At 30.2% G+C, this 17,041-nt stretch carries 13 protein-coding genes; 2 read left to right on the top strand and 11 right to left on the bottom strand.

The genetic code is table 11. The features are described from left to right. Positions 1-127: 127 nt before the first annotated feature. The 5 genes from buk to L3B96_RS12665 all read right to left on the bottom strand — a co-directional run bounded on the left by buk (position 128) and on the right by L3B96_RS12665 (position 5,410). A complete protein-coding gene (buk, locus tag L3B96_RS12685) occupies positions 128-1,198 on the bottom strand; it encodes a butyrate kinase (protein WP_012060163.1) in 1,071 nt (356 codons plus the stop codon). Between the two features lie 185 nt (positions 1,199-1,383). Continuing rightward, a complete protein-coding gene (locus tag L3B96_RS12680; protein ID WP_238861264.1) occupies positions 1,384-2,358 on the bottom strand; it encodes a 2-keto-3-deoxygluconate permease in 975 nt (324 codons plus the stop codon). A gap of 200 nt (positions 2,359-2,558) precedes the next feature. Further along, the gene (locus L3B96_RS12675; protein ID WP_238861262.1) at positions 2,559-3,731 is read right to left on the bottom strand and encodes a malic enzyme-like NAD(P)-binding protein; all 1,173 of its coding nucleotides are present in this window, start codon (positions 3,729-3,731) and stop codon (positions 2,559-2,561) included. 342 nt (positions 3,732-4,073) lie between these two features. Next, positions 4,074-4,889 carry a TraX family protein gene (locus L3B96_RS12670; RefSeq protein ID WP_077308863.1) on the bottom strand — a complete coding sequence of 272 codons (816 nt, stop codon included), beginning with the start codon at positions 4,887-4,889 and terminating at the stop codon, positions 4,074-4,076. Between the two features lie 68 nt (positions 4,890-4,957). Next, positions 4,958-5,410, bottom strand: coding sequence for an Lrp/AsnC family transcriptional regulator (locus L3B96_RS12665; RefSeq protein WP_077854694.1), 453 nt, complete (start codon positions 5,408-5,410; stop codon positions 4,958-4,960). Positions 5,411-5,543: 133 nt separating this feature from the next. Between L3B96_RS12665 and L3B96_RS12660 the strand changes: the two genes are divergently transcribed. Continuing rightward, entirely contained in the window at positions 5,544-5,966 is a 423-nt protein-coding gene (locus L3B96_RS12660) for a carboxymuconolactone decarboxylase family protein (protein ID WP_023973035.1), read from the top strand. 61 nt (positions 5,967-6,027) lie between these two features. Here the strand turns inward: L3B96_RS12660 and L3B96_RS12655 are convergent, their stop codons facing one another. Continuing rightward, positions 6,028-7,827 carry a heme NO-binding domain-containing protein gene (locus tag L3B96_RS12655; protein WP_238861260.1) on the bottom strand — a complete coding sequence of 600 codons (1,800 nt, stop codon included), beginning with the start codon at positions 7,825-7,827 and terminating at the stop codon, positions 6,028-6,030. Positions 7,828-8,186: 359 nt separating this feature from the next. On the opposite strand from L3B96_RS12655, the gene L3B96_RS12650 reads away from it, so the two are divergent. Then, positions 8,187-9,704 (top strand): PLP-dependent aminotransferase family protein, encoded by a 1,518-nt coding sequence (locus L3B96_RS12650; RefSeq protein WP_077829388.1) that lies wholly within the window; start codon positions 8,187-8,189, stop codon positions 9,702-9,704. An 82-nt stretch (positions 9,705-9,786) separates the two neighbouring features. Here the strand turns inward: L3B96_RS12650 and L3B96_RS12645 are convergent, their stop codons facing one another. The 5 genes from L3B96_RS12645 to L3B96_RS12625 form a co-directional block, all read right to left on the bottom strand. Beyond that, positions 9,787-11,127, bottom strand: a complete 1,341-nt coding sequence (locus tag L3B96_RS12645; protein ID WP_171787647.1) for an FAD-dependent oxidoreductase — start codon at positions 11,125-11,127, stop codon at positions 9,787-9,789. Positions 11,128-11,421: 294 nt separating this feature from the next. Further along, on the bottom strand, positions 11,422-11,823 hold the full coding sequence (locus tag L3B96_RS12640; RefSeq protein ID WP_077854609.1) for a response regulator: 402 nt from the start codon (positions 11,821-11,823) through the stop codon (positions 11,422-11,424). Between the two features lie 35 nt (positions 11,824-11,858). After that, positions 11,859-13,388: an ATP-binding protein gene (locus L3B96_RS12635; RefSeq protein ID WP_238861258.1), complete on the bottom strand. Its 1,530-nt coding sequence runs from the start codon at positions 13,386-13,388 to the stop codon at positions 11,859-11,861. A gap of 160 nt (positions 13,389-13,548) precedes the next feature. Then, positions 13,549-16,443 carry a methyl-accepting chemotaxis protein gene (locus L3B96_RS12630; RefSeq protein ID WP_238861256.1) on the bottom strand — a complete coding sequence of 965 codons (2,895 nt, stop codon included), beginning with the start codon at positions 16,441-16,443 and terminating at the stop codon, positions 13,549-13,551. Positions 16,444-16,521: 78 nt separating this feature from the next. Next, positions 16,522-17,025 (bottom strand): chemotaxis protein CheW, encoded by a 504-nt coding sequence (locus L3B96_RS12625; protein WP_012060175.1) that lies wholly within the window; start codon positions 17,023-17,025, stop codon positions 16,522-16,524. Positions 17,026-17,041: the final 16 nt, after the last annotated feature.

Raw genomic sequence — 17,041 nt, 5'->3', positions numbered from 1 at the left:
AGCGTATCCCTAGGAATCCGCTCTTAATTCATAATTTATTAAAGCCAATAAACTAATACTCAATAATTATAGTAATACTAAATGCTATCTTTTCAACTACTTTCTAATCTTTAGTATATATAGAAGTCTATTTATATTCTTTAACTTCTTCTTGTCCGTTTAAAACTCTTAGTGCACCTTGAGCTAAAGCAAGCATTTCATCTTCACCTGGATAAACAGTTATTGGAGCAATAAATTCCACTTTTTCTTTTATGATGTCTACCATCATTTTTTCGTAGGCAATGCCTCCAGTTAAAATTATCGCATCTACTTTTCCACATAAAACCGCAGCTGCTGCCCCTATATCTTTTGCTACTTGATATCCCATGGCTTCATAAACTAACTTTGCCTTCATGTCTCCTTCTGATGCAAGTTGTCTAACTATTCTCCCATCGTTTGTATCAAGATATGCTACAAAACCGCCTTTTCCGGTTATCTTCTTCAATATTTCTTCTAAAGTATATTTCCCACTAAAACACATTCTAGCTAAATCACCAGATGGTATGCCACCACTTCTTTCTGGTGAAAATGCGCCTTCTCCATCAAGAGCATTATTTACATCAATTATTCTGCCATTTTTATGTGCGCCTACCGAAACACCGCCTCCCATATGAGCAACTATAACATTTATATCTTCATAGTTCTTCATATTTTCTTGCGCATACCTCTTAGCCACTGCCTTTTGATTTAATGCATGAAATATACTTTTTCTTGGAAGTTCTGGCACTCCTGAAAGTCTTGCTATATCTTCCATTTCATCTACAACTACTGGATCTACTATAAAAGCAGGTTTATTAATAGACCTCGCAATTTCATTAGCAATTATAGCACCAAGATTAGATGCATGCTCTCCTTGAACATTTTCTTTTAAATCTTTTAACATATTATCGTTTACACTGTAGGTACCACTAACTATAGGCTTTAAAAGGCCACCTCTTCCAACTATTGCATCCATTTCAGTTATATTTATTTTATTATCTTCTAGTATTTTTAATATAACTTCTGTTCTAAAGCTTTGTTGATCAACTACGTACTTAAACTTTCCTATCTCTTCTGATGAATGTCTAAGTGTTTCCTCAAAAATTTCCTTTTCACCTTCATATACTGCTATTTTAGTTGATGTGGAACCTGGATTTATAATTAATAATTTATGACTCACACATTTTCCTCCCCTACGTTATATTTAATTATAGTATTTGCATCTATTGTTATTATTATAAACACAGATACAAAACCTGTTTTTAAATTATACTCTGTAGGTATCAGCTTTAGCAAGTATTTTTCAATATTAAAATTAATTTTATTAATTCATACTATAGCTCTTAACCCAATACTAATAATTATTTATTGTACTACTGCTTCTCTGCTCAATTTCTTTTCTTTATTTGCTCTAAGCATTTTAAACACATAAGAAACAATGAATGGACAAACAATAGCAGATACTACGCATGCCGCCGCAACTTGTGCTGTTGCTACTGTCGCTATTGCAGCCAATGTTGGGTCTGCCGCTGCAACAGCCGCTGGTGTGGCTACTGCATTTCCCGCTGTTGATCCTGTTGCAAGTCCAATTATAGGTTCTTCTCTAAATAATTTTAAAAGTATATATGCCCCTATTCCAGTAAAGGCAGCTATCACTCCTAATAATATACCAGGACCTCCAGCTTTTACAATTGTATCAAGATTCATTCCTGCACCTAATGGGAATGAGAAGAATGGAATTAATAACAACTTACTGCTTCCAAGAAACTTTCTCATATCAGGGTCGGCGTTTCCTAAAATCATTCCTATCCCTATTGGAATTAAAACTGCAACAAGTGACATAAATGGAATTTGAGCAAGCCCTGATGCACCTAATGCAACCAAAGTGAAAAATGGACCATCTTTTAACGATAATAGAGCATAAGCACCTACATCTGTTTCATCACCATATTGTGAAGCTAAAGATGCATATAACCCACCGTTGCAATTTGTTAGCGCTGAAAGAATCGCTAGTGGTGATAAACCTAATACACCAGCTGGTCCAAAAACTTTTCCTACAATTATACCGATACCAGCACCCACTATGAATTTTCCAGATATTAATAGTGCACCTTTTTTTAGTGCTTTAGGTGCTAATTTGAAATTAATTTGTGAGCCAATTAAAAACATAAAGCAAGCCAGAATTGTTGATGATGCCGTCGAACTAAATAGTGCTGTTGTATATCCACCAATTTTAAGAAATTGCGGACAAAAAGTGTTAACTAGTACTCCTAAAAAAAGTGGAACAAGCATCATACCACCCGGTATTTTATCAAGTGTTTTCTTAATTGGAATTTGCATATATATACCTCCTAAAATCTTGTTTTTCATCTTTAAACCTTTACATATGTCTCATGATAAACTTCTACTTAAACAATCCTAATTTATAATTTTGTTGGATATAATTAGTTATAATCGTATTTTATTTAGAATTTGTACATGTCACAAATATAGTAATTCTAATTTCTTACTTTCTAATAACATGTACAAATCGAATCCAGCTATTTTCTCGCAACCCCACTTTCTCTTGCAGCATTTGCAATTGCTTCTGCTACCTTTGTAGCAACATTTTTATCTAAAGCACTTGGAATTACATTATTTTCATTTAACTCTTCATCTTTAATGTATCCAGCTATGGCATATGCTGCAGCAAGTTTCATTTCCTCATTTATTTCTTTTGCTCTAACATCCAAGGCACCTCTAAAAATACCTGGGAAAGCTAGAACATTGTTCACTTGATTTGGAAAATCTGAACGTCCTGTTCCTATAACTCTTGCTCCAGCCGCTTTTGCTTCATCTGGCATAATTTCCGGTGTTGGATTTGCCATTGCAAAAATTATTGCATCTTTATTCATTGCTTTAACCATTTCAGGCTTCAATATTCCTGGAGCAGACACGCCAACAAATACGTCAGCACCAATTAAAGCATCTGTAAGGCTTCCTTTTATATTATCTGGATTTGTTATTTCTGCTAAAGCATCTTTAGCATCATCAATTTTTTCCATGCCTCTATATAAAATACCTACTTTATCGCAAGCAACTAAGTTTTTTACTCCTGATGATAATAAAAGCTTAGCTATTGCAGTTCCTGCAGCCCCTGCCCCATTTACTACTACTTTTATATCTTCAAGCTTCTTATCTACTACTTTAAGTGCATTTATAACACCAGCAAGAACAACTATTGCTGTTCCGTGTTGATCGTCATGAAATACAGGTATATCAACTACTTTCTTTAATTTTTCTTCAACTTCAAAGCACCTTGGTGCTCCAATATCTTCTAAGTTTATTCCACCAAATGTTGGCGCTATCAATCTAACTGTATTAACTATCTCATCAACATCGTTAGAATCTACTAATATAGGGAAAGCATCAACATCTGCAAATTCTTTAAATAAAATTGACTTTCCTTCCATTACAGGCATTCCTGCCATTGGCCCTATATCTCCTAGTCCTAACACTGCACTTCCATCTGTTACTACTGCTACCAGATTTCCTTTCGATGTATATTTGTAGACGTTTTCCTGATTCTCATGAATTTTTCTGCATGGTTCTGCAACTCCTGGTGTGTATGCAAGACTTAAATCATCTCTTGTTTCAACCTTAACCTTAGATGTGATTGAAATCTTTCCTTGTTTTTCTTCATGTAATTTTAAACTTTCTTCAAAATAATTCATTTAAAACATCCCCTCTATATTTAAACATTTACATTTGATATTTAATATTTTGCTGTTGTTTGGTGTAACTAGATAATATCATTTTGTCTGAAAATTTAAAATATTAAGTAAGTTTAATTTATGTTTAGTAAATTAAGAATACTTTGTGTTTTTTTTAACGAGCATTTTAATTGCCCTAAATAACTTTTTCACATAGCATCAATAGATATCTTTTTAGACATATTAGCTTGTGTACTATGCAAATATAAAAAAAGCATATCCTAGAAATAAAAAAACAAAATGAAGATCCTATTCTTTTGAACACGATCTCCATTTTGCATTTTCATAAGCCATTATTTAACTTCAGTTTATATGTGTAATTCCTCCCAATAAAAATAATATGAATATATGGATAGGATAATAAAAATAAAATAAATATTTTAATCCACGTCCCTTTTTTCCATTATAAAGCATCATTAGCGGTATAGCGAAAATCATAATCCACTGATTGTAACCATAAAATATATTCTTAAATGAAAAACTCGCAAATGGAAAAAACGATACTGAAAAAATTGCATAAACAATCATCATTTTTTTTCTGTCATTTCTTAAATAAAAAAATATTATTCCGAGAGCAACAAATGAAACACTTCCTTCACAAAGCAATGGACAAGGTAAAAAGGATATAATAATTCCAGCTATGTTTTTTGAAAATATTGAATAAGTACTTATTGGTAATACAACTTCAAACATTATCGCTAAAAAAATAATATAAATTTTCCTATACAAATCTTTGTTTTCATCTCTTAAATATTCAATTAGTAATATATTTAATGCTATCAAAAAGAATGTCTCGAATATATTATTACTCACTGGAAAATATGATGGATCATCAACTGATATCTTCCATGAAATAAATTTTCCTAAAGACATTACTATTGAAAATAAATATAATCTTTTAACATAAGTTTTTCTATTCCCTGTATAAAAAAAGCCTTCTGCCATTGTAAAGAAAAAAAGTGGAGCCGATAATCTCCCAAGCCAATTAAACCAAATTGGAATTCCAGTCGATGCTAAGAATTCATGCATATGATCCATTGTCATTAATACTAATGCGATTATCTTCAAAGAAAATCCACTAAACCCTTTTTGAATAATATTATTATTTGCTATATACATACTGTATCTCCTAGCTATTATTAAAACTTCATATGTAAGTTCATGCATATTTATTAATAACTATTTATTTATATATGTTCCATAAACTTATTTATGTTATTATCTATTTCTACTTCTGAAAATGCAATAATTGTTGTTGTCAGTGAATATTCTGATATATCATTTATAAACTCTTCTATCTCTTCTAAATTCTTTACAGATAATTTTACTAAGAAACATCCATCCCCTGCTATCCTATACCCCCATTCACTTCGTTTATGATTTTTAATAAAATTTTTAAATTTGTTATATTCTCCGTTCTTCATTGTAATCTTCATTATACAATCAATTGATAATCCCAGCTTTTTCTTATTTATTCTAATTGTATAGCCTTCTATAATACCACTATCTTGAAGTCTGTTCACTCTCTCTGTAACGGAGGGAGGTGATAAATTTATACGCTTAGATAATTCTCTTATTGATAACCTACTATTTCTTTGCAACTCTGATAATATTGATATATCTATTTCATCAAATTTCATATGTAACGCTCCTAGTATATTTTTTGTTCCAAATATAACCTTATCATTAGTATTATATGTCATCTAGAATGTAAATAATACTATAACTCCTATATAATATTAATTGTTAATATTATATAAAAGGAGATTTATTATGGCAAGAATCAATTTTTCAAAAGAAGGAAATACACCATTTCAAAAACTATTAGGACACAATAAAGATATTATGTTAAAGTGGTCCGATTTAGAGAATCTTCTTTTCTCTACCAATACATTCACTTCTGAATTAAAAGAACAGGTAAGACGTACTTTGGCATTTAATAATGGCTGTGAATATTGTATGGCTAAAGGTAAGCCATTCAATAACATAAACGATTCAAAGATTTTAGCAGCTACCAAATTTGCAAATTCATTTTCAAAAAATTCTGTAGTTAGCGATGAGGATTTCATCCCTTTAAATAATGAACTTTCTGAAAAAGAAATTTCAGAGCTTATTGCTCTAATATGCTTTATAACAGCTTCTCAAAAATTTGGAGCTACTCTTAATTTACAACCAAGTTGTTCAATTAATATTTAATAAAAATACCTACTAAAAGTAAATGATTTTCTTTTAGTAGGTATTTTTATATATCATGAATTTAAATTTTATATTTCTCTAGATCATTTTTAAAGGTTTTTGTAATACCTTTAAAATCAGATATATTATCTATAAGTTTTTTTATCTCATTTGTATAATTTATTACACTAGCACTTACTTCTTCCGATGATGCTGAATTTTCTTCCGCAATGGCTGCTAACGACTCTATACTATCATATACATCAGATATAGAATCAGCTTCAATATTTAACTTGCTTATAGTCTCAATCATAGAAGTTGCTACACTCTGTACTGATTGATTAGCTTCATAGCTAATATTTCGTACGACGTCTAAGTTATTGGTTTCTTTTTCTAATACATTATATTGAACATCTATGTGATCCACTAAGAAACCTATTTCTTTAACAAATTGAGCTAAATTAGAGTTAATATCAAGTACTGCCTCTTTGGACTGTTCAGCAAGTTTTCTTATTGATTCTGCAACAACAGCAAACCCCTTCCCTTGTTCTCCTGCCCTAGCTGCTTCTATGGATGCATTCAATGCTAATAAATTAGTTTGTTCTGCTATTCCTGATACTATAGATACAATATTATTTATATCTTTAGCCCTTCCTTCAAGCTGTGTCCCCTTCTCTTTAACTTCATTAAAACTCTGTAAAGATTTCAAAATATTTTTACTTGCATTTTCAACATTTCCATAGCTATTATTAATTTTAAGCATGGCATCTTCAAGTTCTGATTTATTTTCATTCTCGTTTTCAACTATATTCCTTAAGGCTTCGATGTTTCCATTAAGTGCTTGTACAGCTTTATCTGTATTCTGAGCTTGTGTAACAGCCCCATTCGCAACCTGTTCAACAACGCCACTTATTTCTGTTGAAGTATGATTCATCGAATCAGAAATCTTGTTTATTGTATTTACAAAAGTATTCATTTCATCTGTAACACCTTTAAATCCAACGAAATCTGCCTGAATCACTTTTTTATGTTCCTTAAGTAAATCATAAATTTCTTCAAAGAAATCATTAGTGGTAATTTTTCCATCAATATTGTATTCATTTTTAATTATTCGTTCTATTTCCTCTTTTATTTTTCCTATAGGTGACATCATTAAAGAAACACCTACAAATGTAGCTAAACCGGATACTAAGCTTCCTATTAAAACCTTTGTAATATCATTTATTCCTAACATTATCAAAAAAACTATAGCCGATATTACGAATGAAAATACTCCTGCCTTTACCCCAAAACTTTTTATAATACCCAAAGAAAAAACTCTATTAAAAAAGTATTTTTTATTGTAATATACGTCTCTTTCAAAAGTAAGTTTTAATTTAAGCTCACTGCTCGTTCTTGATATTTCTTTTATATCCACTTTTTCGTTAAAGTGTTCGCAAGTCCCTTGAAGCATACCTAAAAAATAGTCAAACATTCCTCTAGAAGAATTATAGCTAAAGATAGCTTCCCTACTCGATATTGGTTCTATAGATACCAAAGGTGGCTTCGCTCCTGCAAACTTTTTTGTCATCACTACATGTACATCAAACATCGACTTTAAAAATGAATATACATTGTCATGTTTGAAAAATGCTGGATAATCATGGCTAAAAGCTTTTATATTATCTTGTCCAATTTTTCTCCAAAGAGTTCCTACCTCTATATTTTGAGATTTAGCTATGTATGATATTATTTTCTTAACTTCTCCATCGTCTACATTTTCAATAGGTGAAAATATTTTTGTTGTTCCCCAACCTATATAATCCATTGCTTCGTTGACAATTGAGTCTCCAAACAACTTTCTATTTGTCTTCATCCATGTTGATACAACGGTCCCTTTCATAAACACATTACCTCCTTTTCTCTTTTTCTATAACAGTATTTCATGCCATTTATCATATTTCACGTTATTGTATAATATAATTATACACTTATTTCCTTTAGTCAGTAAATATATTACTAGTTAATATATATTATTATTTAATATCTTCATATCTTTATTTTTAATAACCATCGCACCATTTTATTGACACAAAAGAAATAGTATGGTAAATCTAAAATAATTGAAATAAATTAATTCTATACAGTTTAATTGCATTTATAAAATTCATTAGATATTAGTATTAACAATATAATTTAAACATTAAGTATTTTCTTATTAAATTTGTTGTTGCTTATCTAAAGTAGTGAGGTGATTCAGCATTGATATTTTCTAATCTTAATATAAATAAAGATGAGCCTATTTATATTCAAATTGAAAGACATATAAAACAAGGCATTAAAAACGGTGAATTAAAAAAAGATAGTAAGCTTCCATCTACAAGGGAAGTAAGTAAGTTTTTGAATATAAGTAGGAATTCTGTAATTTCAGCTTATGAGGAATTAGAAAGCATAGGAATAATAACAACAAAAAGAGGAATAGGTACTTTTATCTCCATAGAAAGTGAAAATGAAAGTTATGAATATAATGTGGATTTTTCTAAAAGGATTAACAATTATGGAACTACCTTAAAGAAGTTTGATATCATAAAAAGTGAATTGCCGTATAAGAAGGGAATGATATCATTCAAATCCATTTCTCCTGAAAGTCATCTCTTTAATCTTGATGATTTTAAAAGATCTCTGTTAGATGCTTGGACTTACGAGGAAGCCAATCTATTAAATTACGGTTATGCTAAAGGATATAAGCCATTAATAGATTATTTTTTAGATTATATGAGAGATAAAAGAGTTGATACTAATAACAAAGATATCTTAGTAACTAATGGATTTACCGAAGCCTTTGATATAGTAATTAGTTCGCTAACAAATAATGGTGATATTATTTTATGCGAAGAACCAACACATAATACAGCTTTAAAAATTATGAAAAGCTATGGATTAAAGATAGTTCAAGTAAAAATGGATAAAGAAGGCCTAGATTTGATATCTCTTGAAAGTGCTTTAAGTAAATATAATCCAAAGTTCGGATATTTGATTCCGTCTTACAATAATCCAACTGGAATAGTAACTAAAACTGAAAGAAGAAAGGAAATATATAAACTTTTTAGAAAATATTCTGTTCCTATAATAGAAGATGGCTTTAATGAAGAATTACTCTACTCAAGCTCCCCAATTGATCCAATAGCATCACTATGTGGAACTGGTAATGGAGTCATATATATAGGAAGTCTTTCTAAAATACTGTTTCCAGGTCTTAGAATAGGATGGATATTCGCAGATGATAAGCTTATAGAAACTTTAGAAAGTGTAAAACGTGGAAGAAATATTCATTCTTCTTTTTTAGATCAAAGCGCATTTTTCTATTATTTAAAAAGTGGTGCCTTCAACAGATATGTTAAAAATGTAAGAAAATATTATAGAGATAAATACAATCTTGTACTCGATATGGTTGAAAAATATATTCCATATGAATATATAACTGGTGAGGGTGGCCTTCATGTATTCATAAAGCTAAAGAACAACATAAATGCAAGAACTCTTCTAGAACTCTGCTATAAAGATAATGTATTATTTATGCCTGGTGATATTTTTTATGAAAATTCCAATGATAATGTAGAATTTCATACTAAAACAGATGATAACAAGCCTATTAGCCATAGAAAAAAAAGCTTAAAAGGCTATGATACTTTTAGAATTGGATTTGGTCGAGTAAGTGACGAAAATATAAAAAAGGGCATTGCGATAATAGGAAAAAATATAAGACTTTTGGATAATTAGTATCTACTTAAAGTAAAAAAATCATTGCCACAAAATTATGGCCAATGATTTTTTTATTTAACACCTATTATAAGAATTTTTACTATATATTTTTTAATGCCTGCAAAGCAGCTATATTTAGTAAACTCCAAGGTTTATTAAAATGTGGTTGGAAGAAGAAATCTGTCATTGCAAGTTCTTCTATAGTCATTTTATTTTGAATTACTACTGACAATGTGTTCATAAATTGTGTTAAATCTAAATTCGAAATTATTTGACCGCCAAGTATTCTTCTACTATCTTTATCATAAACTAATTTTAATAATGCTTCTTCATAAGTAGGCATAAACTCTGGTCTATAGTTATCTGTAACAGAAACAGCTCCTACATTAAATGATGTTGTATTTTTTGCAACTTCTTCAGTTAATCCTGTAGATGCAATACATTTTTCATATATCTTAATTCCTGATGTGCCTTGTGTTCCCATATACTTTAATTTAGGCTCAACTATATTATGCGCAATTAAAGTTCCCATTCTCACTGCATTTGTTGCTAAAGGTATATATCGTGTATCATCAGCCGGATTGAACTTAACAACACAGCAATCTCCTGCTGCGAATACATCTTTTCTGCTTGTTTGCATATATTCATCAATCATAATTGCACCATTTTGAAGTGTCTCCAATTTACCTTTTACAAGAGCAGTGCTTGGTGCAAAGCCAATGCATAATATAACTAAGTCTGCCTCATATTCATTATTATCAGTTACTACATGTGAAACTTTATCATTATCTCCCTTGAACAATTTAACTTTTTCCCCTAAAACTAGGTTTATTCCATGATCTCTAAATTCATTTTCTGCAATATCAGTAAATTCTTTGTCCAAGTACTTAGACATTATTCTCTCTTCAGCATCAATTAATGTAACATTTTTATTCTGAATTTTGAAAGCTTCTGCAAGTTCCACACCAATGTATCCGCCACCAATTACAACTACATTCTTTGCATCACTACGTCTAGCTTCAATTTCTTTCGCATGATTATAGTTCTTACATAATAAAATATTTTGTAAATTTCCGCCTTCAAACTTAGGTATTATTGGCCAAGACCCTAATGTTAAAACTAGCTTTTCATAACTATCTTCAAATATTTCACCATTTTCTAAATTCTTAACTTTAACAATTTTATTATCAAAGTCAATATCTAAAACGTCATGTTTCATCTTTGTTTTAACTCCTAAAGAGCTCAAATTATCTGGCGAATTATAAAATAACTTTTCTGTTTCAGTAACTATTCCGCCTATACTTAACGCAATTCCACAAGATAGAAATGATATATTATCGTTTCTTTCATAAACTACGACATCACTATCTGGGTATAATTCCTTTAAATTAACAATAGCAGCTGTTCCTGCATGTGTACATCCAATTACAATAACCTTCATATCATATCCTCCTGAAATCTTTTCGATAATTTTTACTTATAAATAATAATTATTAACTAATAATATTATATATCTTTATTCAAGAAAAATAAAGAATTTTTCTTAAATAATATAATTATTCTCTAATATCCATTTTGCAATTAAATTTCTACATTCGCTAGTTATCTATCACCTAGTGTGATAAAAGTTTTATAATGTAGATTTGTCATTGAAACATAAATATCTTATTAATTATCTATTTATGATATATTTTATACTTCCCATTGAATAATATACTTAATATACTTAAAACCCTTATTCTATCTTTTTAAAGTTCAATTTTTCCATTACAAGATCCAATCTTTTTATATCAATAGGCTTTGTCGCATATACTTCACAACCATTGTTAAAAATACTTTTGACTAAGTCCGCATCATTTAGAGCTGTTGTCATTATTATTTTAACTTTCTTATTATTCTCAATATCTTTTTGCTTTTCTATTTCTCGAATAGTCTTTAGAACCTTCACTCCATCTACCTTTGGCATCATTATATCTAAGCACACCAAATCATAAGGTTCGCCTTCATCTAATGCAATTAAATAGGCATCTAATCCTTCCATTCCATCAAGTGTGATATCGCACTCACCATACTTGGACATAAATTTAAACAAAAGCTTTCTACTTGAAAGATCATCTTCTACTATTAAAATTTTCACTGTTAAGCCCCCTTATAAAATATATAGTATAAAACTTATAAACTATTTGTAATTTTCTCGTAGTTATTTTTAATTCCCAACTCATCTTTCTTTCTTGCCGCAAGTTCAATTTTAAATGCTAAAATCTTAATATTATTCAAACTGTTTTCTTCACAATATTCTTTTATTTCATGAGCTATATTTTCAATCTTAATGTAATCTTCTAGCGTTTTTTCTTCAATAATATATCTCTCCATGCTATATAACCATTTTAACAACGTCTCCTTAATCTCTTTATCAACTATAATAAGACTATTATTATATGTAGTATTTCTTAAGAATAGTTGAATGGTGCTTTTTGCCTCTAAGTCGATGTTCTTTAGAGTCCTTTCTAAAATTTTTTTAAGTTTATTTATATCTATTGGTTTTGAAATATAGTCATCCATACCTTGTGATAAAAATCTTTCTCGATCTCCCTTCAAAGCATAGGCTGTCATCGCTACAATAGGAATATGCCCTCCTGTTTTTATTTCATTTTTTCTAATTATCCTAACAGTTTCACTTCCATCTAATTCAGGCAATTGTACATCCATTAGAATTAAATCAAATCTGTAATTTTCAATAAACTTCAAAGCTTCAACTCCATTTGATGCAATCTTTATATTAATATATCCCAGCTCTTTCAACACTTTTTTAATCACTATCTGATTGATCTTATCATCTTCTACTACGAGAATTTTTTCACTCTTAGAATTTTCATCATTTATTTTTTGATGATCTAATTCTCCAATATCATCCATTGCCTTTTCTAATTTAATGGCAAAGTAAAATTTACTTCCAACTCCTTTTTCACTCTCTACTTCTATATTACCACCCATTAATTCTACAAGTTTTTTGGAGATAGAAAGTCCAAGTCCCGTTCCTCCATATTTTCTTGTTATAGATCCATCAACCTGACTAAAACTCTTAAAAAGGTGTTGCATCTCATCTCTGCTAATTCCAATCCCTACATCTTCGACCACAAACTGAATTTCATATTCATTTTTACTTTTGTTTATCTTTTTTACTTTTATAATTACAAATCCAGATTCTGTGAATTTTACAGCATTAGAAACTAAATTATTTAATACTTGCTCAAGTCTATATACATCTCCAACTAAAACTTGCGGAATATTCTCATCAATCGTATAGTGAAGTTGTATATACTTTTCATTAGCCTTTGGCAAGTTAGTATATATTACATTTTTAATAAGAACTTGTATATTAAAATTCACATTCTCAATTAAGACTTTCTCTGCTTCAATTTTTGACAAATCTAAAATATTATTTATTAATGATAATAACGAATGAGCACAACTTTTTACAATACTCAGATTTTCTTTTTGCTCTTCTGTAAGATTAGTTGAAAGCGTCAGATCTGTCATACCTATTATTCCATTCAACGGAGTTCTTATTTCGTGACTCATATTTGCTAGAAACTCACTTTTAGCTCTATTGGCTGCCTCTGCTGCTTCTTTAAGTTTGAAAAGTTCTTCTTTTGTCAGTGCTCGGTCAAACTTATACACATTTTCTCTTTCATTCCTCACAATATTCCCCAACCTTTCCCTTTAGATATATTAACTCCTGTTAATACTATCCTTATTTTAGAGGAATAAACCACTTATCTTATCTCATTCTATATAATTAAGGTAGGAAGCAAAACAAAAATTTCTCTTAATTTTCTCTTCCTACCTTTATCTTTGTAGATTAGTATTTACCAAATTCACTATCACTTAGTTTTATTCTTTTTTTATTTGAAGTAACTGCCACTTCTTTATCTAGCGAGTTATCTCCCATATCATATGATTGTTTCAATATATAGTTTTTACTATTTTTGCTTACTCTCCCTCTCAAACTATCATTTTTAAGTTTAAAACTAGAAACTAAATCTTTAAGCAGTTCTGATTGACTTGAAAGTTCCTCACTAGCCGCCGCACTTTCTTCCGCTGTTGCTGAGTTTGTTTGAACAACTTGTGATACTTGCTCTATTCCTAAATTTACTTGTGATATTCCAGTAGCCTGTTCATCTGAAGACGCTGCTATTTCTGATACAAGAGTCGCTGCCTTAGATACTCCATCAACTATTTCGTATAAGGCTTTTGCTGTGTTATTAGCAATTTCAGTTCCATTTTCAGATTTCTTTATAGACCCTTCAATAAGTGCTGTTGTTTCTTTCGCTGCATTTGCACTCCTAGCTGCTAGATTTCTAACTTCTTCAGCAACTACTGCAAACCCCTTTCCATGTTGTCCTGCCCTTGCGGCTTCAACTGCTGCATTTAGTGCAAGTATATTGGTCTGAAATGCTATTTCATCTATAACCTTTATAATTTTTGAAATATTCGCTGAAGATTCATTTATTTCACCCATAGATTTAAGCATTTCATTCATATGCCTACTTCCTTGTTCTGCATTTACTTTTACTTCAAGAGCTAACTCCTTAGCCTGATTCGCATTAAAAGCATTTTCCTTAGTTTGTGCTGCAATTTCGGTTATTGACGATGTCAATTGTTCTATCGCACTTGCTTGCTCTGTAGCTCCCTGTGATAATAACTGACTACCGTCTGAAACCTGGCTCGCACCTGTATAAACTTGTTCTGACACATTATTTATTTCACTAAGAACTGAATTTAACGAGTCTATTATTGTATTTAGAGAAACTGATATATTATTAAAATTACCATGAAACTCTTTTACATTTTCAATATTGAGATTACCTTGTGAGATTTGTCCTATTATATCAGAGATTTCTCCAACAACACGTTTTAATCCATCTTCGGTCTCATTAACAGCTTTAGCTAGAATTCCAAACTCCCCTTTATAATTTTCACTTACTAGAACATCAAGGTTCCCTTTAGATATTTCACTCATAACACTTGTAACTTCCTTAATTGGTTCTACCATAGCTCCAATCAATTGATTTACACCCTCTACAACCTGTTTAAAGTCTCCACTGTGTTTTGTTTCATCTGCTCTTATATCTAATTTTCCTTCTATCGCAGCATTTGACAGCATTTTGGCATCAAATATAAGATTATCTATTGCACGCTTAACATCTTTTAAACTATTAGATATTCCTTCAAATTGTCTGCTAACTTCATCAGTAAATTGATCTGCTTCTTTAATTTTTAAGTCAAAATTAGTATTTCCACATGCCAAAAGCTTTAGATTTCCCTCAAGTCTCTTAACTTCACCCTTTGTATAATCGCTTACCCTAATAATAGGTGTTAAATCAGTTACAACTTCCACATATCCTACATTCTCACCATTTTTATTCTTTAAGTAAGACGTATCTTGCTTATTGCTCATGCCACACCATTCAAAGAAACTTTCTGATTTTCCCTTATGTAGCTGTTTTATACCACATTTTTCAGTATTACATATATTAGCCCCCGCATGACTACACGCCAACCCGTAACCAGATTTTCGATCTCTAATGACACCTTGATTAATCATTAAATTTTCAAATGACTTGTTCATATACGTCCAATTCATATCATTGTCTGTAACATGAATTGGGAAAGGTATAGCATCTATAATAGCCTCATACCAAACAGCCTTATCTACTACAGTATCTAAAGTTCCATTTACTCCATCTATTACTTTTCTGAAATCTCCTTCATGTTTTCCTGCATCAGCTCTTGTTTCAAACTTTCCTTCTATTGCCGAATTTGATAACATATTTACATCTGTCACTAGCATCCTTACATTTTCTACAACCTTATTTAATGCAGGAGCTATTTCATCTTTTTCATCTTTCGCAACTATATTAATATCCATGTTACCTTTAGCTATTTTATTCATAGCCCCTATAACATCATTCTGTAATGTGTTAGAAAACGAGTCCATAACCTTAGCCATTTGTCCTATTTCATCGTTAGTTGATATGTCCACTCTTTCACCAAGATGCCCTTTACTCATTTCACCAAGAATAGTTAATACTTTATTTATCGGTCTACTAATTAATCCCGATATTATAATTCCGAATACTAAGGCAATAACTATTCCCATAGAAATTACTACAAGCATTATAATAATTGCACTACTTGCAGCTTTTGAATTAGTGTCAGCCTTCACTTTACCTTCTGCCTCTTTTAGCTCAATAAGTTTGGTAGCTGAATTATCAATATTACTAGAGAATATGCCTGCATCACCATTCATGATACCTACAGCCTCTGTATCTTTATTTTGCAACGCTAAATCAATAAATTTATCTCTAAGTGGTCTGTATTTATCCATATTTACTTTTAAATTATTATATTCATTAACTAATTCTTGATCTTTAAGGGTGAGCTTAAGCTCTTCCATAGCTTTATCTATTTCTTCATCATTTTTAGATATTATATTCTTACTTTCATTATTTTTATATGTATCAGTTTCAATTAACAAAGTTCTACACAATACTTTATTTTTTTGTAAATTTACCTGTATAGTACTGGCAAAACTAATAGCTTTTGTGTTGTCTTCATATAGATCACTATCTAATTTACTGATTTTTTGTAAATTAAAAATCCCCACCGATCCTACAATTCCCATTAATATAACAATTCCTAAAAACGCCGTTAAAATTTTACTCCTTATCTTTAAATTCAAAAACCACTTCATATTCTTTACCTCTCATCTTCTTCAAATTTTATCTGAACGTAATTTCATTTAAACTTACTTAATATGCTCTTACAATTATTAATTTTCTCCATTCTTTAATTCTTCTATTTCATCATCTTCTAAAAGCCTATTACAATCTATAAGAAGCCTTACTTCATTCTGAATCTTTCCAATACCCTTTATATAACTATTTGAATTGTGTTTCTCTAAATTTACTTTTGGAGGAGGAGAAATATTACTTTCATCAATATTGGCAACCTCTATAACTTTATCTATTATTAAACCGATATCTATATTTTCAATTTCAACTACAATAATGCATGTTCTATCGTCATATTCTTTTTCCTCTTTTTTCAGTTTAATCCTGACATCCATCACTGGTATTATTTTTCCTCTTAGATTTATTACACCTTTAATATACTTAGGTAATTCCGGCACCTCTGTTATTGGCTCAACTCCTATTATTTCTATTACATATTTAATATCAATTCCATAGCACTCTTGACCGATCGAAAATATTAGGTATTTATCCTTTTGAGTATCTTCTTCATTTTCAATCATTACATCCACTAACTCTGACATTCTAATCCTCCCATAA

Source organism: Clostridium sp. YIM B02569, from assembly GCF_022320765.1.
In the GTDB taxonomy this organism is placed as follows: domain Bacteria; phylum Bacillota; class Clostridia; order Clostridiales; family Clostridiaceae; genus Clostridium; species Clostridium beijerinckii.
The sequence above is the reverse complement of the archived record's forward strand: the minus strand, read 5'-3'. Positions and strand labels throughout refer to the sequence as shown.

Bases quoted from the DNA above. Each gene is read 5' to 3' on its own strand.
- L3B96_RS12665 (WP_077854694.1), bottom strand. From the start codon at position 5,410: ATGAAATTTGATGAAATAGATATATCAATATTATCAGAGTTGCAAAGA.
- L3B96_RS12630 (WP_238861256.1), bottom strand. From the start codon at position 16,443: ATGAAGTGGTTTTTGAATTTAAAGATAAGGAGTAAAATTTTAACGGCG.
- L3B96_RS12655 (WP_238861260.1), bottom strand. From the start codon at position 7,827: ATGAAAGGGACCGTTGTATCAACATGGATGAAGACAAATAGAAAGTTG.
- L3B96_RS12675 (WP_238861262.1), bottom strand. From the start codon at position 3,731: ATGAATTATTTTGAAGAAAGTTTAAAATTACATGAAGAAAAACAAGGA.
- L3B96_RS12680 (WP_238861264.1), bottom strand. From the start codon at position 2,358: ATGCAAATTCCAATTAAGAAAACACTTGATAAAATACCGGGTGGTATG.
- L3B96_RS12645 (WP_171787647.1), bottom strand. From the start codon at position 11,127: ATGAAGGTTATTGTAATTGGATGTACACATGCAGGAACAGCTGCTATT.
- L3B96_RS12625 (WP_012060175.1), bottom strand. From the start codon at position 17,025: ATGTCAGAGTTAGTGGATGTAATGATTGAAAATGAAGAAGATACTCAA.
- L3B96_RS12670 (WP_077308863.1), bottom strand. From the start codon at position 4,889: ATGTATATAGCAAATAATAATATTATTCAAAAAGGGTTTAGTGGATTT.
- L3B96_RS12660 (WP_023973035.1), top strand. From the start codon at position 5,544: ATGGCAAGAATCAATTTTTCAAAAGAAGGAAATACACCATTTCAAAAA.